The following is a 19,226-nucleotide window of genomic DNA, read 5'->3' on the forward strand; positions in this document are numbered from 1 at the left end:
CGTATCCGGTATTAGCCCAAGTTTCCCTGGGTTATTCCAAACTGAAGGGCACGTTCCCACGCGTTACTCACCCGTCTGCCACTGACCCCGAAGGGCCCGTTCGACTTGCATGTGTTAAGCCTGCCGCCAGCGTTCGTTCTGAGCCAGGATCAAACTCTCAAGTTGAAAGATTTGATCTGACTGTCACTACACTTAAATTGACAGAGTCCATCCATCTCCAGCCTTGCGGCCGAAGCGGTGTACTCACCAAAGCATAGATCAGGTCGTTGTCTTATCTAATGACCCTAAGGTCATCGCAAGGACACCGCCGCCTACGCTTCTCCTTCCTTCTTCACTTGTCAAAGAGCAAATCTCGCCTCGAAGAGACAAGAGGAGAACCCGCTGCCATCCCACCCGCTTTGCAGCGCTCAGGATCGCCAGGGCCTCCAGTCCGGCGCCCCAATCCAAGGCCGCCGTCGATGAAGAGATGTTTAGCGATACTCGTTTTGAACGTCAACATCTTTTTTGAAGATTTTTTGACGCTCAGAACGTCGCCCCAACAAACCTCAGCGTTCAAAGCAAACTTCATCGTTCGCAGAGATGATGCCATCTTTGCGTTTACTTAGTCTCAGATGGCTTTCGCCTTCCGAAAACTTGGATTGTCCGTCAGAGGAGCCACGGGAGCTTACCATTGTCTGTCAGCCGTGGCTCGTGCCGTCGATCAGGACCTTTAGAGTTCCTGATCAGACCCAGCACCATTTTAGAGTTCCGAAGGATCTCTATCTGGTGTGATGTCTGTGACATGAAGCCTGCCTGGATCTGAAATCCGGCGGGGCTGCGGATATGTCGATTAGCCGACGCTTTGTCAACACCTCCTGATGCGGAACTCGCATTTTTCCCTCCTCATCCGGAGAGGCATGCTTAATGGTTCGTAAGAACCCTACCAGGAGGGCTCGCCCTAGCCTTGATCCGTATCAAAAGGAGGAGTTGGAGCGGGCGATGGGAATCGAACCCACGACATTCAGCTTGGGAAGCTGACGTTCTACCTCTGAACTACGCCCGCGCGCCATAAGACCATATCGATCTTAGCTGCACTTCCGCAAGGGGTCAGCGGAAGTGCTTCGACAGTTTCAGCCCTTGAGCCTGGTAATTCGAGCCTGCGCCCGAGCCGTAAAGCACCTGGGGGCGCTCGGCCATGCGCTCGTAGACGAGGCGGCCGACGATCTGCCCATCCTCCAGGATGAAGGGCACGTCGCGGGAGCGAACTTCGAGGACTGCGCGAGCCCCCTCCCCTCCCGCGCCGGCATGGCCAAAGCCCGGATCGAAGAAGCCGGCGTAATGAACCCGGAACTCGCCCACGAGCGGATCGAAGGGCACCATCTCGGCCGCATAATCCGGCGGGACATGCACCGCCTCCTTGGAGGCGAGGATATAGAACTGGCCCGGGTCGAGGATCAGCGTCCTGCTGGCATCCGCATAGAGAGGCTCCCAGAAATCGGCGACTCGGCAAGAGCCCGGCTTATCCACATCGACGAGGCCTGTATGGCGCTTCGCCCGGTAGCCGATGAGATTGTCGGAGCCGAAGCCCGCCAGATCCACGCTGACGGCAACTCCGTCCTGGATCGAGGGCTCTGCGGAGGTCACGACCCGTTCGCGCTGGTGAAGGGCCTGGAGTTGCGCATCGCTCAGGCGCACCTGACCTTTTCTAAGCCGCAACTGGGAGAGGCGAGTGCCGGTTCTCACCAGGACCGGGAACGTGCGAGGGGAAATTTCGGCATAAAGCGGGCCGCTGTAGCCTGCGCCGATGGTGTCGAATTCCTGGCTGCGGTCGGTAATCACGCGGGTGAACACGTCGATGCGGCCCGTAGAACTCTTGGGGTTGGCCGCCGCCGACAGGTTATCCGGCAGGGACAGGCTTTCCTGCAGCTCGGCGATATAGACGCTGCCGGTCTCAAGGATTGCCCCGGCGGAGAGATCGATCTCGTGGAAGCTCAGCTGATTCAGGCGGTCCTGGACCGTATGGCCACGACCCGGGAGGAAGCTGGCGCGCACCCGGTAGGCCCGGCGGCCGAGCCTCAGGTCGAGGCTTGCAGGCTGCACCTGGTCGGAGGCGAACGGCGTCTCCGGTTTGATCACGCCCGCTTCCGCGAGGCGCATGATGGCATCAGCCGATTGGATCCCGTCCTTCAACGCAACCATGACCTTCTTCCGGTCCCCTGCTCTATCGTGAGTGCTTTTAGCTTAGCTGTCGAAGCCATGTAACGGAATTCTCGCCGTTGCACCATTCTCATCGCTAAATGCGGACCAGACCAGCCCTGTTTCGCTTAAGGCTCTCATAAGGTTAATCCGGCCCAAGCTGGAAAGAGGCTGCGCGATCACGGTGCTGGCGTGCCCCACCCGATGCAAACGCGGTGCCTTTATAGGGCGTATGCGTCCGAGACGGGCATGAGAGCCCATTACCATCGATTGACGCGGCCTGAAGGCCGTCCTACCACGACAGCTGATCATTCACACTTGGCCAAGGGACCACCATGTACAAGGCCGTCACCCGCGGCATCAGCGTGACCGTGACACCCCGCTACATGCCGGAAGAGTCCTCGCCCGACGACAATCGTTATTTCTTTGCCTACACGGTCGAGATCATCAATCTGAGCTTGGAGCGTGTGCAGCTGCGCGCCCGCTATTGGCGCATCACCGACGAACAGGGACGCGTGCAGGAAGTACGCGGCGCAGGAGTGGTCGGCGAGGAGCCAATCCTCGGACCGGGCGAGAGCTACAGCTATACGAGCGGCTGCCCGCTCACGACGCCCAGCGGCACCATGCAGGGAAGCTATGTGATGGAAACCGCGAGCGGCGAAACCTTTGACGCCGAGATCCCGGCCTTTTCACTCGACATGCCGCGCAGCAAGCGCGTGCTGCATTGAGGTTTGTATGTCTTCCAACGGTCAGCGGCTGACGCCGCTTGAAATGCTGGCGAAGCTGGTTGCGTTCGACACCGAAAGCGCGAAGTCGAACTTGGCCCTCATCGAATTCGTGGAAACCTACCTTCAGAGCTGGAACGTGCCTTATGTGCGCATCCTGAATGAAGCCGGCGACAAGGCTGCGCTCTATGCTACCGTCGGTCCGCAGGACAGGGGCGGCATCGTTCTGTCGGGCCACACGGACGTCGTGCCAGTGGCTGGGCAGAACTGGACATCGGACCCGTTCACGCTGCGTGTCGAGAATGGACGAGCCTATGGGCGCGGCGCAGTGGACATGAAGGCGTTCGATGCGCTTGCGCTTGCTCTCATCCCCGAGTTTCAGGCTGCCAATCTCCAGACGCCGATCCACATCATGCTTTCCTATGACGAGGAGACCACATGCCTTGGCGTGGTAGACACCATTCGCAAGCTCGGACATGACCTGCCACTGCCAAAGGCCGTGATTGTGGGCGAGCCGACGATGCTGGAAGTGGTGGACGCGCACAAGAGCGTCGTGACCTTCTCGACGACGGTCCATGGCTTCGAGGCGCATTCCTCCAAGCCCTATCTCGGCGCGAGCGCCGTGATGACGGCAGCGGAGATGATTGGTGAGCTCAACCGCATCGGCGACGAGATGATGGAACGCGGCGACACGAGCGGACGCTTCGATCCCCCCTATACGACCGTGCATGTGGGTGTGATTTCGGGCGGCACCGCTCGCAATATCCTCTCGAAATCATGCACATTCCATTGGGAATTTCGCGGCCTTCCGAGCCAGGATCCGAACGAGATCCCGAATAGGCTTGAAAGGTTTGCGCAGGACGTCGCCCTGAAGCGCCTCAATCGCTTCGGCGACTTCGGGCGCATCGAGACGAAGCTGCATGCGCATGTTCCCGGTCTTGCGCCGGAGCCCGGATCCTTCGCGGAGACGCTGGCGCTTCGCCTTGCAGGAAAGAACCATACGCAGACAGTGCCGTTCGGAACGGAAGCCGGTCATTATCAGATGGCGGGCATTCCAACTGTCGTGTGCGGTCCCGGCTCCATCGATCAGGCGCATCAGGCGGACGAGTACATCACACTCGATCAATTGGAGGCAGGCGCGGCGTTCATGCGACGCCTGATGGCAACCTGCACTAGTTCATAGGGTCCAGGCTCACGTCATGGCCGCGCTTGGCGGCCATCTACGTCTTCAAATAATTCGTGTCCCTGAAACGTCGATGCCCGGCACAAGGCCGGGCATCGCAGCATGAGAACATTCGAAGTTCTTTACGCTTCGGTCTTCGCGATCTCGGCTTCCACTTCGGTGGGATCGAGATCGTAGAAGCGCGAGCAGAACTCGCAGGTGATGCCGATACGGCCGTTGTCGCCCACCATGTCGCGACGATCCTCCTGAGAGAAACGGCGCATCATGCCCATGATGCGTTCGTGCGAACACGTGCATTCTTCGTGCACGTGCTGCCCCTCGAACACGCGCACGCCGCGCTCGTGGAAGAGGCGATACAGCAGACGTTCGCTCGATACGGCGGGATCGATGAGCTCGTGATCTTCCACCGTTGCGAGAAGCGACTTCGCCTCGACCCAGGCGTCGTCCTCCGAAGGCATCGCCAGATCGTTGGACGCATGCCCTTCCGGGATGTCACCGGGATGAAGGTCAGCCTGGCGCATGCGCTCCGGCGAGGACGGCAGGAACTGAATCATCAGGCCACCGGCACGATACGTGTGGCGTCCATCCTCGAACTGCTCGGCAACCGCAAGGCGCACCTGCGTGGGGATCTGCTCCGACTGACGGAAGTACTGGTGCGCGGCCTCCTCAAAGCCTTGGCCTTCAAGGGCTACGACACCCTGGTAGCGGCTGCGCTCTGTGCCCTGATCGATAGTCATGGCAAGATAGCCGCTGCCGATCAGTTCGCCCGTGCTCACCGTTCCGGACCCCAGAGCGTCGAGCTTCTCCTGGTCGAAGCGAGCCGTCGCACGCAGCTTGTTGGGGGCGTTGAAATCCACCACCACCATGTCGATGATGCCATCGGTCTTGGTTTGAAGCTGGAAGCGGCCCTCGAGCTTCAGCGATGCGCCGAGCATGACGGTGAGGGCCGCAGCCTCGCCGATTACGCGGGCGACCATGTTGGGATAACCGTGGCGGGCCAGGATCGTGTCGATAGAGGGACCCAGGCGCACCACGCGCCCGCGCACGTCGAGAGGCTCCACCGAGAACGGCAGAACGACGTCGTCATGTCCCTCGAACGAAGTTGAACTCATGCGTTTGCTGCTCCAAGGCACCACGCGAGGATGCCCTTTTGTGCATGAAGCCGGTTCTCGGCTTCATCGAAAACGACGGATTGCGGACCGTCCATCACGTCATCCGTCACTTCCTCGCCGCGATGGGCCGGCAGGCAGTGCATGAAGACGGCGTTCTTGGCGGCCACGCTCATCAGCTTGCTATTGACCTGATAGGGCTTCAGCAGGTTGTGGCGGCGGAACTCGTCGTCGTCACCCATGGAAACCCAGCAATCGGTGACGATGGCGTCGGCACCTTCAGCTGCCTCGAAGGCATCGGTCGTCACGCTGATCTCCGTTCCTTCCTTCTTGGCCCAGGACAAAAGCTCGGGTCGCGGGGCAAGTTCCGGCGGAGAAGCGATCTTCAGAGTGAAATTTAGGCGTGCCGAGGCATGAATCCAAGAGGCGAGCACGTTGTTGGCATCCCCGACCCATGCGACGGTCCGGCCTTCGATGGGGCCGTTATGCTCCTCGAAGGTCATGATATCGGCCATGATCTGGCAGGGATGCGTCGTCTTGGTCAGGCCGTTGATCACGGGGATCGAGGCATACTGGGCGAGTTCCGTCACCATGGCATGATCGAGGGTGCGGATCATGATGGCGTCCACATAGCGAGAGAGAACCCGCGCCGTGTCGGCGATGCTCTCACCGCGGCCAAGCTGCATCTCCTTACCGGTGAGCATCAGCGTCTCACCACCAAGCTCGCGCATGCCCACATCGAAGGATACACGGGTGCGGGTGGATGGCTTGTCGAAGACCATGGCCAGGGTCTTGCCCTCGAGCGGACGCTCCTTCGAGCGTTCCCCCCGGCGGCGTTTGGCTTTGATGTCGGAGCCCACTTTCAGGATGTACCGGATCTGGTCGCCGGAAAAATCGCTGAGATCGAGAAAGTGACGGGTGTTCATTGGGCTGCTCCCGGCTGAGCTTTCGTCGAAAGCTCAGCTTCCATGGCCGCGCAGGCGGCATCAAGACGATTAAAGGCTTCTGCAATATCCTCATCCGAGATGATGAGCGGAGGCAAAAGCCGGACCACATTGTCGCCGGCCCCGATCAGAATGATCTTCTGATTGCGCGCCGCGGTGACGAAATCGGTATTGGGCACCAGAGTGCGCAGCCCCATCATGAGGCCCGCTCCCCGCACTTCGACAATGATGGAAGGATGCCGATCCTTAAGCTCGGCAAGACGCTGCTTGAGGAGCAGTCCCTTGCGCTCGACTTCCTTGAGGAAGCCGGGCTCCAGGATCACATCAAGCACGGCATTGCCGACCGCCATGGCGAGAGGATTGCCCCCGAAGGTGGTGCCGTGGCTTCCTGCCGTCATCCCGATCGCCGCTTCGCGGGTGGCAAGGCAGGCGCCCATCGGAAAGCCGCCCCCAATGCCCTTGGCGACGGCCATGATGTCCGGCGTCACGCCTGTCCGTTCATAAGCGAAGAGCTTGCCTGTGCGGCCGACGCCGGTCTGGATCTCGTCGAAGATCAGCATGAGGCCATGCTGGTCGCAGAGCGCGCGCAACTCCTTGAGGAAGGCATTATCCACGGAGCGAACACCGCCCTCCCCCTGGATCGGCTCGATCATCAAGGCCGCCGTCTCAGGGCCGATGATCGCCTTCAGGGCCTCCAGATCGTTAACGGGGACCTGATCGAACCCTTCGACCTTGGGGCCGAAGCCCTCGATGTATTTGGCCTGCCCACCCGCGGCGATGGTGGCCAGGGTCCGGCCATGGAAGGCGCCCTCGAAGGTGACGATACGGAAGCGCTCGGGGTGACCCTTCGCATGATGATACTTGCGGGCCATCTTGATGGCCGCTTCATTGGCCTCGGCGCCCGAGTTGGTGAAGAACACCACGTCAGCGAAGGTATTTTCCACCAGCCGCTGCGCCAGGCGCTCGCCCTCCGGGATCTGGAACAGGTTGGAGCTATGCCAGAGCTTGGAGGCCTGCTGGGTCAGCGCCTCGACCAGATGCGGATGGGCGTGGCCCAAGGCATTCACCGCGATGCCGGCCCCGAAATCCAGATATCGCTGCCCGTCTCGGCCATAGAGCCAAGGCCCCTCCCCCTTTTCGAAGGATAATTCGGCGCGCGCAAAAACTGGCAGCAATGGCGATGTCACGGGCTCTCTCCGCCTCTAGTGGAGACCCAAGGTCGCACCTGGAGGTCAGCCTTGGGCCTTAAAAAGAAAGCGCCGCCCAAGCGGGGCGGCACGACAGGGATTCTAACGAGGCGCGAGACCCTGTCAATTCAAGAGAAATGAAGTGACTCATCACGGGTAAATTTTCCGCAAGGTGAGTTCCTTGGGGAAAACGACAGGGGGGTGCCAGGGACTCTTGCGCCCGAGTCCACCCATCCTGTAACTTCGGGTCAGTCGAGTACACCATTCGTGCGGCGGCTTTCACCCCAGGAGTGACCCCTCCCAACGCGGTCGGACATCAATTCTCTGTCCGCGAGGTATGTGGGATTCCGGGTTCATGGAAGCAGCCACGTTTGAGGCAGGTTTTAAAAATGACAGATGCGGGCGCAACTTGGACGGATGAGCGGGTCGAGCTTCTCAAGAAGCTCTGGACCGATGGCTTGAGCGCGAGCCAGATCGCCGCCGAGCTCGGCAACGTGACCCGCAATGCGGTGATCGGCAAGGTCCACCGCCTGGGCCTTTCCGGCCGAGCGAAGGACGTGAAGGCCACTTCGGCAGCCCCCCGCGCCCGCAAGGTGACCCGCGCTCCCAGCGCGCCGGCTCCTATCGCACCTCAGGCCCACAACAATGTGGTCATGGCCCCTATTCCGCTTCAAGCGGTGCGGGAAGAGCCGATCATGGTTGCCGAAGAGGACGATGTGGCGATCCCCATGTCCGAGCGCGTGACCATCATGGATCTGCGCGAGTCCATGTGCCGTTGGCCCATGGGCGATCCTACGAAGCCGGAGTTCCGCTTCTGCGGCGCCCGCTCCATCACGGGCCTGCCCTATTGCACCCACCACGCCCGCATCGCCTACCAGCCCGTGGCTGATCGCAAGCGTGAGCGTAAGCTGGCCCGCGCCTGAAGCGCCGCCTAAATCTCATATAGAAAAGGCCCGCTGCTTCAGCGGGCCTTTTCATTTCTGGAACAGGGGATCAGCCCTCTGCGCTCGCCGACTGATCGGCGCGGGCGAAAGTTTCGTCGAACGAATAGCCTGCCCCACGCACCGTGCGGATCGGATCGGCCATCTTCGGGAGATTGATGGCCTTGCGCAGGCGGCCCACATGCACGTCTACCGTGCGTTCGTCGATATAGACGTCATGACCCCAGACGGCATTGAGCAGATGCTCGCGCGAAAAGACCCGGCCTGGGCTCTGCATGAGAAATTCGAGCAGGCGGAATTCTGTAGGGCCCAGATGCAGGTCCTTGCCGGCCCGGCGCACGCGATGAGTCTCGCGGTCGAGCTCCATATCTCCTGCCCGCAGCAACGTTGCAATATGCGCGGGTTTCGTGCGGCGGAGCAACGCCCGTACGCGGGCCAGCAGCTCCGGCACGGAAAAGGGCTTTACGATGTAATCGTCAGCGCCCGTGGAAAGGCCTCGAATACGGTCGCCCTCCTCACCTCGAGCCGTGAGCATAATCACCGGCAGACGCTCCGTCTCCGGGCGCACGCGGATGCGGCGGCAGAGTTCGATACCGGAGAGGCCCGGCAGCATCCAGTCGAGCAGAACGATATCCGGCACCTGCTCGCGCAAACGGATCTCGGCCTCGTCCCCGCGAGAGACGCTGTCCACCTCGTAGCCTTCAGCCTCAAGGTTGTAGCGCAGGAGCAGCGTTAGGGGCTCCTCGTCTTCCACGATCAGAACGCGAGGTCCCATCCTCAGGCTCCCGCCTCGACGCCGGTATCGATGGACCGGTCATTCTTGGGCCGGTCGATGGCGAGCGTTTCTCCCGTCACGAGATAATGCACCGTCTCCGCGATATTGGTGGTGTGGTCGCCGATGCGTTCGATGTTCTTGGCACAGAACAGGAGATGCGTGCAGAACGAGATGTTACGCGGGTCTTCCATCATGTAGGTCAGAAGCTCGCGGAAGAGCGAGGTGTAGAGAGCGTCAATGGCCCCGTCGCGTTTCCAGACATCCAGCGCTTTCGCCGTATCCTGCTGCGCATAGGCATCGAGCACATCCTTGAGTTGGCCCAGCACGAGATCGTTCATGTGCCGCAGACCGACCACGATCTTCTGCGGCTGGAAATCCGCCCCGATGGCGACCGCCCGCTTGGCGATGTTCTTCGCGAGATCGCCAATGCGTTCCACATCGCCGGAAATGCGGATCGCGGAAATGGTCTCACGCAAGTCGACAGCCAGAGGCTGGCGACGGGCAATGGTGAGGATCGCGTTCTCCTCCACTTCCCGCTGCAATACGTCCAGGCGTTTATCAGAAGCAATGACGGTTTGTGCCAGGGCCGTGTCGTGCCGGGCAAGCGCCTGGATCGCATCGACCAGCATTTTCTCGGCGATACCACCCATCTCGGAAATGCGCTGGCGCAGAGCCTGCAGGTCGTTGTCATAGGAACTGACGATGTGCTCCGCCATCGGAGGCCTCCCTTGCACCGCTTCGATCAGCCGAAGCGGCCCGTGATATAGTCTTGGGTCTGTTTCTTGGACGGGTTCATGAACATCTTGGTGGTCGGTCCGAACTCCACGAGCTCACCCAGATACATGAAAGCCGTGAACTGCGAGATGCGTGCCGCCTGCTGCATGTTGTGGGTGACGATGACGATGGTGAACTCGGAGCGAAGCTGCTCGATCAATTCCTCGATCTTGCCGGTGGAGATCGGATCGAGCGCAGAGGTAGGCTCGTCGAGCAGGATCACTTCGGGGCGCTGCGCGATGGTGCGCGCGATGCACAGGCGCTGCTGCTGACCGCCGGAGAGACCCATGCCGGATTGGCGCAGCTTGTCCTTCACCTCGTCCCACAAGGCCGCCTTGCGGAGAGCTTCCTCCACACGGCCGTCAAGTTCGCTCTTGGGGAGCTTCTCGTAGAGGCGGATGCCGAAAGAGATGTTGTCGTAGATCGACATCGGGAACGGCGTCGGCTTCTGGAACACCATACCGACACGTGCGCGCAGCTCGTTCACATCGATGGACGGCGACAGCACGTTCTGGCCATCGAGCAGGATCTGCCCATCCGCACGCTGCTCCGGATAAAGGCTGTAGATGCGGTTGAAGGTGCGCAACAGCGTCGACTTTCCACACCCGGACGGGCCGATGAGAGCGGTCACCTGCCGGTCGTAGAAATCGAGGGATATGTCCTTCAGGCTGCGAAAATCCCCGTAATAGAAATTGAGATTCCGCACGGCAATGCGAACGGGCACACCCGTGTCGGCCGCAGCCGTTTTGCCAATGGCGCTGCTTGCGGAGACGGCAATCGAACTCATCGGACTTTATCCTTCCTCAGGAGCAGGCGCGCGACAACGGACAGCGCCAGGATCGACAGGGTGATGATAAGAGCTCCGGCCCAGGCGAGCTCACGCCAGTTCTCATAAGGCGAGAGCGCAAACTGGTAGATCATGACCGGCAGGTTCGCGACGCCGCCCATGAGGTTGGCATTGAACCAGAAATTGTTGTTGAGCGCCGTGAACAGAAGCGGCGCTGTTTCGCCTGCGATGCGCGCCGTCGCCAGCAGAACGCCGGTGACCATGCCTGCGCGTGCGGCCTTCCAGCTGATCTTGATGATCACGGTCGACATGGGCGCGCCAAGGGCTGCGCCCGCTTCGCGCAGCGAACCCGGCACAAGCCGCAGCATGTCCTCGGTGGTGCGCACGATAACGGGAACCGCAATGATTGCGAGCGCCACGCCGCCGGCCCAACCGGAATAGCCGCCCATGGGCTGGACCATCAGCATGTAGACGAACAGACCGATGAGAATGCTCGGGGCCGCGAGCAGAATGTCGTTCACGAAGCGGATGACCTCGGCGAGTTTCGAGCTCTTGCCGTACTCGGCGAGATACGTTCCCGCGAGGACGCCGATGGGTGTGGCGACGACGATGCCGAGGAAGGTCAGGATGAGGCTTCCGACGAGCGCGTTGGCGATGCCGCCGCCGGTCGAGCCTGGTCCAGGGGTCGTCTGCGTAAAAACATCCGCCGACAATCCGCCGATCCCCTCGACGAGCAGCATCAGAAGAATCCAACCGAGAACCGCAGCGCCGATGAGCGTAAAGAGCGTGCAGATCACCTTCAGCGCCTGGTCGGCGATGTAGCGGCTTCGGCGCACGCGTCCCCAGGGAGCGGGAGCCTCGGCCATGGTCTTGTGCAGGGCGGTATCCATTGCAGCCTCTTAAGCCGTCTTGACGCGTGAAATCAGAAGCCGGGCCAGAACCAGCACCACGAACGTGACCAGGAACAGGATGCAGCCCAGCGCCATGAGCGCGTTGAGCTGAAGCCCGATGGCCTCGTTGAACTCGTTGGCAATGCGCGAGGCGATGGTCGAGCCCGGATCGAAGATCGAACCGGACAGCCGATTGGCATTGCCGATGACGAAGGTCACTGCCATGGTCTCGCCGAGCGCGCGCCCGAGTCCCAGCATGATTGCGCCGATGATGCTGACGCCCGCTTGCGGCAGAAGCACGTTGCGCACAACCTCCCACGTCGTGCAGCCGATGCCGTAGGCGCTCTCGCGCAGCACAGACGGAATCTGGTCGAGAATGTCGCGTGTGATCGAGGCAATGAACGGGATGATCATGAAGGACAGGATGATACCCGCTGTCAGAACGCCAACGCCGGAGGGTGTGCGTGCATACAGAATGGTGCCGACGATCGGCATGCCTTCCACGACGCTGGAAACCGGAACCTGAATGTATTGCGCAAAAAGCGGCGCGAAGACGAAGAGGCCCCACATGCCGTAGATGATGCTGGGCACGGCGGCGAGCAGTTCGATGACCGTCGCGACGGGACGCTTGAGCCAGGGTGGGCAGAACTGCGTGAGAAAAATCGCGATGCCGAGCGAGAGCGGAACGCCGATGACGAGAGCGATCAGAGCCGTCGACAGGGTTCCGACAATCGCAACCCAGGCTCCGTACTGATCTTCGTTCACGTTCCAGACGCTTGAGGTGATGAAGCCGAATCCGAACTCGCGGAAGGCAGGCCACCCGCCGTAGATCATGGCTCCGATAATCCCTGCCAGGACGAGCAGCACCAGAAGGGCAGAGCCGAGACTTGCCCAGCGAAAGAGCCTATCGAAATTGGGTTGGGTGGACCGGCGAACGGAACTGGTCATGCGCGAAACGACACGTTCTTGCGAGAGGGCTACCATTCGCCGATCCACTTGAGTTTCAAAGGGTCCGTATCACTGCGTGAAGACAGGCTGACCCGAAGCGTTCTTGATCTCGCTCTTCCAGGTCGCGCGAACTTGGTCTTTCAGCTGAGCCGGGAGCGGAACGTAGTCGAGCTCAATGGCCATCTGGTCACCGTTCTTGAAGGACCAGTCGAAGAACTTCAGGGCTTCGGCCACCTGCTCCGGCTTCTCGGGGTTCTTGGGAACGAGAATGAAGGTCGGAGCCGTGATCGGCCAAGCCTCATCGCCGGCCTGGTTCGTCAGGGAGATGCCGTAACCGGGAGCGGACTTCCAATCAGCGTTGGCTGCGGCGGCCTGGAAGGTCTTGGCATCCGGCGAGACGAACTTGCCGTTCTTGTTCTGGAGCTGCGCGAAAGGAATGTTGTTCTGCTTGGCGTAGGCATATTCCACGTAGCCGATGGAGTTTGGCACCTGCTTCACGAGAGCTGCGACGCCCTCATTGCCCTTGCCGCCCTGGCCGACAGGCCATTGTACGGAAGAACCTGTGCCCGGCCCGCTCTTCCAGCCTTCCGAAACCTGAGACAGGTAGGTGGTGAAGACGCTGGTGGTGCCCGATCCGTCGGAGCGATAGACCGGAGTGATCGATGCGTCGGGAAGGGTCACACCCTGGTTGAGCTGGGCGATCTTAGCGTCGTTCCACTTGGCGATCTTGCCGTTGAAGATGTCGGCGAGAACCTCGCCCGTCAGCTTCAGCTGGCCTGCGGTCACACCTTGCAGGTTATAGACCGCAACCACGCCGCCCATCACGGCCGGGAACTGAACGAAACCGTCCTTCTGCAGATCCTCGCCCTTCATGGGGGCATCGGTCGCACCGAAATCCACGGTCTTGGCGCGGATCTGACGGATGCCACCGCTGGAGCCGATGGATTGGTAGTTCATGCGGTTGCCGGTTTCCTTGTTATAGGCCTCGGCCCACTTGGCGTAGATCGGGAAGGGGAAAGTCGCGCCTGCACCGGTGATGTCGGCAGCGGACGCCGGGGTCGTGAGGCTCGCAACGGCAAGGCCGGCCGCAACGGCGAAGGACATGATCTTCACGGTAAATCTCCCTGTTCATACAAGCGCGGCGGATGGCTCGATGACCTGCTCCGGGCCGCGCGAGTGGACAGCTAGGCCCGGCGCATGTCGCCTCTACGACAGTTGGATGACAAATAAATGACAGCCCGAAAGGATCCTACGGCAAAGGCTTGAAATCCGGCCTTATTTACCAGCTGGGGCCTCAGGAAGTCTGACCGTGAACCGAGCGCCTTGCCCAGGTTCGCTCTGAATCTCGAGCTGGCCGCGATGACGGTTGACGATGTGCTTTACGATCGCAAGACCCAATCCTGTTCCGCCTTTATCGCGGCTTTGGGCAACGTCCACACGATAGAACCGCTCCGTGAGACGCGGCAAGTGCTCCGGCGCAATGCCTGGGCCGTAATCCTGGATGGAAAGGATTACATGTCGGCCGGTCTCGCCTTCGATGCTTTCGAGCCCAACATCGACAACTTTGCCGCTTTCTCCATATTTCACGGCATTCTCGATCAGGTTCTCAATCACACGCAGAAGCTCGTCCCGGTCACCGAAGACATGAACAGGGTGCGGCGGCAGCATTGTGCGGATCGTCACGCCCTTCTCCCTCGCCGCCGGAGAAAACGTGTCGACCATGGGTGGGATGAGAGAGCCAAGATCAACTTTGTGCGTGGGGGAAACGTGGGCCCGCATCTCGATGCGCGAGAGCGACAGGAGATCGTCGATCAGACGCTTCATGCGCTGGGCTTGAACGCGCATGATCTCAAGGAACCGCTCGCGCGCCTTGGAATCGTCGCGGGCCGGCCCCTGGAGGGTTTCGACGAACCCCAGAAGCGAGGCCAGAGGCGTGCGAAGCTCGTGGCTTGCATTGGCCACGAAATCCGCCCTCATCGCCTCGAGACGCCTCGCCTCGGTGAGATCGCGAAAGAACAGAACGACGCCCGATTGAACACCGACGCTCAAGCCCTCGGCCTGTAGAGGCCCGATATGCACCTCGAATGTCCGCTCTGTAGGCACTCGCTCGGAATACTCGATACGAAGCGGGGCTCCCGTTTCCAGCACCTCCTCGATGCCATCGAGCACATCGGGACTGCGGAGAGCGAAAGACAGGGGATGGCTGACCTTCAACCCCGGAAGGAGCAGATGGGCAGCCTTGTTCGCCTCCAGGACGATCTCGCGCCGATCTACCAGGATAACGGGATCGGGAATATGAGCCAGGAGAGCCTCGGCCATGTCACTGCGCGCGGAAGGCTTGGGGCGTGGCTGCAGCGCCTCCCCTAGCCGCTTTCTCTGCGGTCCCGCAGTCACAAGACTGAACATGATGGCGCCAATGACGCCCAAGACGAACCAACCGTCACCATAGCCACGCCAGAGAGCGACTGCACTCAGCAGCACACTTGCCAGGACCGCTCCCCGAAAAGCTGCCATGCGCAGAAGACCGGCATCGGGGGAGCCGCTCTCCGACCTGTTCTCGCTGGGATCGGTCATGATGCGCTTTGAGCCTCGGGTGAGTGTGCGCCCGTTTCTACGGTGTGCGCCCTACGAAGTCACCTCCCGGCCAAGCTCTCTTCCGCGGGTTCGTCGTCAGGTTTGAAGGCCGCCCGTGAGGAACGGAGGCGATTGCGGACCTCATAAGCCCCGAGCAGGGCGAGGGCGAGAACGAAGGGCACGAGGTAGTAGCAAAGGCGGTAGAGCAGGAGCGCACCGAGCACCGGCTCGCGAGGGTAGCTGGACAGGGCTAGAAGGATCGTGGCCTCGAACACCCCCAAGCCCCCGGGCGCATGGCTCGCTACCCCGAGCATGACGGCAAAGATATAGACCGCCAGGAAGGTCTCGAAGCTCAGGCCGTGCCCGCCGGGCAGCAGGACGAAGAGAACGCCCGCTCCCGCACAGACATCGGCGGCACCGATCAGAATCTGCCCGAGGGAGAGACGCAGACCCGGCAATTCAAGCTTCCAGCCTTGAATACGCACGCTCCGGCGTTTGAGGGAAACCCAGATCAGATACCCCACTACGAAGACGGCTGCGATCAGGCCGATGAGCTGATTGACCCAGATGTGAGTGTAGACAAGGCTTGCCAGTTCATCCGCTTTGCGGATCAGGCTCCAGGCCAGGACAAGGGCCATGCCAAGCCAGAAGGTCACGCCGGTGATCACCGTCAGGCTTGCCACCCGTCCCGGGCTGATGCCCTTCGGGGAATAGATCCAGTAGCGGACGGTACCAGCCGTGAGCAGAGGGAAACCCAGGGTGAAACTCACTGCATAGCTGGTGAACGAGGCCATCGCCGTCGTGAGATAGGAGATTTTCAGCTTGAGCTGCCTGAGAGCAATGGCGTCGTAACAGGTTAGCAGGCTGTAGCTGATGGTCGTGAAGAGGATTGCGAGACCGATCTGGCGCATGCTTGCGGCTGTGAATGCCGACTTAAGCTCGTTCACGTCGATTTCGGAAACGATCTGCCAAAGGACGACGAGGGATGCGCTGAATAGAATTACACTGGCCGCCATGCCGATCCAGGCGAACCGCCGCGACCGGCGCTCCTTGGGATGCAGGGCTTCGGCAGATGCGATGTCCGGCGGAGCAACCGGATGAGGGCTCATATCGTTCATGAAAGGGTTCAATCAGCCTTGGCGCTGGACGTCTCAAGAGTTCGAGGACAGTCCTGCATCTAGGCGCTCCAGCCGTGGAGCACCAGACGTGGAGCGATTTCTTAATGCTTTCCCCTCACTGGGGCTACTCTTTCGCTCCTAAAATCACAAATTGACCATGTTTTAGGTTGTCAGCATCAAAAAGGCCCTCAAGAATGGAGTTCCCATTGGAAGGAGAACAGGCGGCAAGTCGTGCCCCCAGGGAGATCCGCGTGGATTTCAACGCAACGGAAAACCAATTCGCCGTTCTGGCGGAATCCCTGCCTCAGCTCGTATGGTCAGCACGCTCGGATGGGTCTCATGATTATTTCAACCGCCGCTGGCATGAATTCACCGGCCTGACCCTGGAGCAATGTGCAGGCGAAGGCTGGCAGCGCACAGTGCATCCCAAGGATCTGCCCGAGGTTCAGGCGCAATGGCGCCGATCCATCGAGACCGGCGCACCTTATGAATGCGAATATCGGATCCGCAATGCAGCGGGCTGGTATGAATGGGTGCTCAGCCGCGCCATTCCTATCCAGGATCTCTCTGGCGATACCATGCGCTGGTTCGGAACCAGCACAAATATCGATGCGCAAAAGAAGGCCGAAGAGGCTGTCCGCTCTCTCGAGAGCCGTTATCGCTTGGCTCTCGAGGCCGCCAATCTCGGCACGTGGCAGATCGATCTGCAGAAGAACGAGATCCTGTGGGATGAGGGAGCTTGCGCGCTTTATCGCATTCCTCACGAAGGATCGTTCAGCCTGCCCTTCGATCAGGTGATCGCCATGGTCCACCCCGATGATCGGGAGGCCCTGCAGGCGCGCATCGCCAAAGCCTGCGATCCGCAATCCGACGGTCATTACGAAAGCGAGTACCGGGCGATCCTGCCCGATAAGACGCTTCGCTGGTTCCGCTCGGTCGGGCAAGCGGTGTTCGCCGACGGAGAAAGGCCTCACGCCGTGACGCTTTCCGGCGTAGTGAGCGACATCACCGACAGGCATGCCTTCGAGGAGGCGCAGCAACTGCTGACACGTGAGCTGAACCACCGCGTGAAAAATCTCTTCGCCATCGCCAACGGCATGGTCTCGATGACGGCGCGCACCGCCAAGGACCCCAAGGAGATGGCAACTGCGCTTCGTGGCCGTTTGAGCGCTCTTTCGCGCGCTCATGAGCTCGTGCAGCCTGCTGCTGCCATGATGCATGGGTCGGGTGCGGACGTCGAGCTCGCCCGCTTGTGTGAGGCCGTGCTTGAACCCTATCGCCAGAGCGGCACGGACAGGGTCGCCATCGAGGGGCCGAGCGTGCGCATAGGGTCCACCACCACCACGAGCCTTGCTCTCGTTCTTCATGAGCTGGCCACCAACGCCGCCAAATATGGAAGTTTGTCGATTCCTGAAGGACACCTGTCCATCCAATGGACGATCCATGACGGGACGGTCGATCTTCTGTGGACGGAAAGAGACGGGCCTCCCGTGGAAAGCGCACCGGACTTCCAGGGCTTCGGCACGCAGCTCTCCCAAAGAAGCATCGCCGGCCAGCTTGGTGGCACGCTGGAGCAGGAGTGGTTGTCAGAGGGCCTGCGTGTCCACATGACCCTGCCTCTCAGCCGCCTCACAGGCTAACGGCTCTCAGGTTCGCATTCCTGGAAACGCATATGAGTGTTCATCGCCGCGTCCTCGTTCTGGGGGGAGCCCGCTCGGGCAAGAGCCGCATCGCCCAGGAATGGGCCGAGGCCGCAACGGCAGCGCGCGTTTTCATTGCAACCGCTCAGGCCTTCGATGAGGAAATGCGCGAACGCATCGCACATCATCGATCGGATCGCAGTTCGTCATGGCAGACGAAGGAGGCGCCGCTCGACCTTGCCAATGCGATCCGCGAGAGTTCAGGCTCTGGACAAGTGGTTCTGGTGGATTGTCTGACGCTGTGGCTGTCGAACGTGATGCTGGATGGGCGCAACGTGAATGTTGAGATCGATGCGCTTGTCGATGCTGTGAAGCTGGTGGAGGGGCCCGTGCTCCTCGTATCCAATGAGGTCGGTCATGGCATCGTGCCGGCCACGGCGCTTGGCCGCTCCTTCCGGGACGAGCAGGGCCGCCTGAACCAACGGATTGCGCAAGCCTGCGATGCAGTGGTCTTCGTTACAGCCGGATGCCCTATTCTTCTCAAGCCTGCCCCTCCCCTCAACCTGCAACTGGGTTGAGCCACCAGGCGTATCAACGCACTTTTGCTTGGATCTCCGCCGCGAGCGCCTCAATGAGATCTGGCGTCGAAGGGCCGCCGCAGATCGCGAGCTTGCCGGGAACGATGAGACGCCGCGACAGAGGAACGGCGCTCATCAGTGCCGGATGGGAGAAAAGCGCCGTTCCATTATCGACCGCGTTCCCTGCCTCCTCGTCCACGAGGAGATAATCAGGCGGAGAGGTGACGATGGATTCAAGGCGCACTACACCACCATAGGGCAGTCCTGAAGATCCGTGATGAAGCCTGAATCCCATATGGACCAGAAGCTCGTTCATGGGGGAATCCGTCGCGGAAACCCACCCACCGCGATCATAGACGAGAATGCTTGGCTTGCCCGGGACGATATTCTCCGTGCGCTGAAGCGCAGTATCGATGCGTTTGATCAGATCCTCGCCGCGCTCGGCATGGCCGAGCGCTTTTGCCATGGTGCGGATCTGCTCCCGCCCTTCCTTGAGACTCGTCCAGGGCCCAAGCGTCAGGACCTTGAGCCCCTGCGCCTTCAGGAGAGCGGACTGATAATGCTGGCCGAATGTTCCGGCCAGCACGAGATCGGGACCACTGAACAGGATCGTTTCGGCCCTCCCGTCATTGATGGGGATACCCTGGGATTGCTCGACCATGATCGAGATCGACGGATCCCGGATAAGATAGCTGAGCGAAGCGATCTGCTCTCGGTCGGCAAAGGCCAGCAGCATCTCGTCGGTGCAGAGGTTGAGGGACACCACGCGCTGTGGACGATGCTGGGCTTCCGCTGCGCCAATCCCAAGCACGAGAGCGATGCAGATTAGCCACATCCTTTTGGAAAACCGACCGAGGCACAGTTGCCGCATGAGAGAC

Annotated in this window: 18 protein-coding genes, 1 tRNA gene and 1 rRNA gene; 5 read left to right on the forward strand and 15 right to left on the reverse strand. The window is 60.8% G+C overall.

All coding sequences use genetic code 11. The features are described from left to right. The 3 genes from BLP10_RS21805 to BLP10_RS21815 all read right to left on the reverse strand — a co-directional run. A 16S ribosomal RNA gene (locus tag BLP10_RS21805) occupies nucleotides 1-165 on the reverse strand; the annotation flags it as partial. An 802-nt stretch (nucleotides 166-967) separates the two neighbouring features. Beyond that, nucleotides 968-1,042: transfer RNA gene (locus tag BLP10_RS21810), tRNA-Gly, on the reverse strand. Nucleotides 1,043-1,086: 44 nt separating this feature from the next. Then, entirely contained in the window at nucleotides 1,087-2,178 is a 1,092-nt protein-coding gene (locus tag BLP10_RS21815; protein ID WP_091139532.1) for a 2'-deoxycytidine 5'-triphosphate deaminase, read from the reverse strand. A 332-nt stretch (nucleotides 2,179-2,510) separates the two neighbouring features. Here BLP10_RS21815 and apaG point away from each other — a divergent pair, with 332 nt between their 5' ends. Together apaG and argE are read left to right on the forward strand one after the other, a co-directional pair. Next, complete coding sequence (gene apaG, locus BLP10_RS21820; protein ID WP_091139535.1) at nucleotides 2,511-2,903, forward strand: Co2+/Mg2+ efflux protein ApaG; 393 nt, start codon at nucleotides 2,511-2,513, stop codon at nucleotides 2,901-2,903. Nucleotides 2,904-2,910: 7 nt separating this feature from the next. Next, nucleotides 2,911-4,083: an acetylornithine deacetylase gene (gene argE, locus BLP10_RS21825; RefSeq protein WP_091139538.1), complete on the forward strand. Its 1,173-nt coding sequence runs from the start codon at nucleotides 2,911-2,913 to the stop codon at nucleotides 4,081-4,083. 122 nt (nucleotides 4,084-4,205) lie between these two features. Here argE and BLP10_RS21830 read toward each other — a convergent pair whose 3' ends face one another. Genes BLP10_RS21830 through BLP10_RS21840 form a run of 3 tightly spaced genes read right to left on the reverse strand, consistent with a single transcriptional unit; the run spans nucleotide 4,206 to nucleotide 7,323 of the window. Then, the gene (locus BLP10_RS21830; RefSeq protein WP_091139544.1) at nucleotides 4,206-5,195 is read right to left on the reverse strand and encodes an Hsp33 family molecular chaperone; all 990 of its coding nucleotides are present in this window, start codon (nucleotides 5,193-5,195) and stop codon (nucleotides 4,206-4,208) included. Then, nucleotides 5,192-6,118: an ornithine carbamoyltransferase gene (argF, locus tag BLP10_RS21835; protein WP_091139546.1), complete on the reverse strand. Its 927-nt coding sequence runs from the start codon at nucleotides 6,116-6,118 to the stop codon at nucleotides 5,192-5,194. The genes BLP10_RS21830 and argF overlap by 4 nt, the downstream gene beginning before the upstream one ends. Then, entirely contained in the window at nucleotides 6,115-7,323 is a 1,209-nt protein-coding gene (locus BLP10_RS21840; protein ID WP_091139549.1) for an aspartate aminotransferase family protein, read from the reverse strand. The genes argF and BLP10_RS21840 overlap by 4 nt, the downstream gene beginning before the upstream one ends. Before the next feature lie 389 nt (nucleotides 7,324-7,712). Here BLP10_RS21840 and BLP10_RS21845 point away from each other — a divergent pair, with 389 nt between their 5' ends. Then, nucleotides 7,713-8,246 carry a GcrA family cell cycle regulator gene (locus BLP10_RS21845; RefSeq protein ID WP_091139550.1) on the forward strand — a complete coding sequence of 178 codons (534 nt, stop codon included), beginning with the start codon at nucleotides 7,713-7,715 and terminating at the stop codon, nucleotides 8,244-8,246. Between the two features lie 70 nt (nucleotides 8,247-8,316). Here BLP10_RS21845 and phoB read toward each other — a convergent pair whose 3' ends face one another. The 8 genes from phoB to BLP10_RS21885 all read right to left on the reverse strand — a co-directional run bounded on the left by phoB (nucleotide 8,317) and on the right by BLP10_RS21885 (nucleotide 16,130). Then, nucleotides 8,317-9,039, reverse strand: coding sequence for a phosphate regulon transcriptional regulator PhoB (gene phoB / locus BLP10_RS21850; protein WP_091139553.1), 723 nt, complete (start codon nucleotides 9,037-9,039; stop codon nucleotides 8,317-8,319). 2 nt (nucleotides 9,040-9,041) lie between these two features. Continuing rightward, nucleotides 9,042-9,755: a phosphate signaling complex protein PhoU gene (gene phoU, locus BLP10_RS21855; protein ID WP_091139555.1), complete on the reverse strand. Its 714-nt coding sequence runs from the start codon at nucleotides 9,753-9,755 to the stop codon at nucleotides 9,042-9,044. 26 nt (nucleotides 9,756-9,781) lie between these two features. Then, entirely contained in the window at nucleotides 9,782-10,600 is an 819-nt protein-coding gene (gene pstB, locus BLP10_RS21860; RefSeq protein WP_091139558.1) for a phosphate ABC transporter ATP-binding protein PstB, read from the reverse strand. Then, the gene (gene pstA / locus BLP10_RS21865; RefSeq protein WP_091139561.1) at nucleotides 10,597-11,490 is read right to left on the reverse strand and encodes a phosphate ABC transporter permease PstA; all 894 of its coding nucleotides are present in this window, start codon (nucleotides 11,488-11,490) and stop codon (nucleotides 10,597-10,599) included. The genes pstB and pstA overlap by 4 nt, the downstream gene beginning before the upstream one ends. A 9-nt stretch (nucleotides 11,491-11,499) precedes the next feature. Further along, nucleotides 11,500-12,474, reverse strand: a complete 975-nt coding sequence (gene pstC / locus BLP10_RS21870) for a phosphate ABC transporter permease subunit PstC (RefSeq protein WP_091139563.1) — start codon at nucleotides 12,472-12,474, stop codon at nucleotides 11,500-11,502. A 33-nt stretch (nucleotides 12,475-12,507) separates the two neighbouring features. Further along, nucleotides 12,508-13,551 (reverse strand): phosphate ABC transporter substrate-binding protein PstS, encoded by a 1,044-nt coding sequence (gene pstS, locus BLP10_RS21875; protein ID WP_091139565.1) that lies wholly within the window; start codon nucleotides 13,549-13,551, stop codon nucleotides 12,508-12,510. A gap of 162 nt (nucleotides 13,552-13,713) precedes the next feature. After that, nucleotides 13,714-14,952, reverse strand: a complete 1,239-nt coding sequence (locus tag BLP10_RS21880) for an ATP-binding protein (RefSeq protein WP_091139605.1) — start codon at nucleotides 14,950-14,952, stop codon at nucleotides 13,714-13,716. A gap of 119 nt (nucleotides 14,953-15,071) precedes the next feature. Beyond that, nucleotides 15,072-16,130 carry a lysylphosphatidylglycerol synthase domain-containing protein gene (locus BLP10_RS21885; RefSeq protein WP_091139568.1) on the reverse strand — a complete coding sequence of 353 codons (1,059 nt, stop codon included), beginning with the start codon at nucleotides 16,128-16,130 and terminating at the stop codon, nucleotides 15,072-15,074. Between the two features lie 251 nt (nucleotides 16,131-16,381). On the opposite strand from BLP10_RS21885, the gene BLP10_RS21890 reads away from it, so the two are divergent. Both BLP10_RS21890 and cobU read left to right on the forward strand, forming a co-directional pair. Next, nucleotides 16,382-17,770, forward strand: coding sequence for a sensor histidine kinase (locus tag BLP10_RS21890; RefSeq protein ID WP_175494007.1), 1,389 nt, complete (start codon nucleotides 16,382-16,384; stop codon nucleotides 17,768-17,770). 32 nt (nucleotides 17,771-17,802) lie between these two features. Continuing rightward, entirely contained in the window at nucleotides 17,803-18,348 is a 546-nt protein-coding gene (cobU, locus tag BLP10_RS21895) for a bifunctional adenosylcobinamide kinase/adenosylcobinamide-phosphate guanylyltransferase (RefSeq protein ID WP_091139573.1), read from the forward strand. A gap of 13 nt (nucleotides 18,349-18,361) precedes the next feature. Here the strand turns inward: cobU and BLP10_RS21900 are convergent, their stop codons facing one another. Beyond that, nucleotides 18,362-19,183 (reverse strand): ABC transporter substrate-binding protein, encoded by an 822-nt coding sequence (locus BLP10_RS21900; protein WP_244510758.1) that lies wholly within the window; start codon nucleotides 19,181-19,183, stop codon nucleotides 18,362-18,364. Between the last annotated feature and the right edge of the window lie 43 nt (nucleotides 19,184-19,226).

It is taken from the genome of Microvirga guangxiensis, assembly GCF_900102135.1.
Classification (GTDB): Bacteria; Pseudomonadota; Alphaproteobacteria; order Rhizobiales; family Beijerinckiaceae; genus Microvirga; species Microvirga guangxiensis.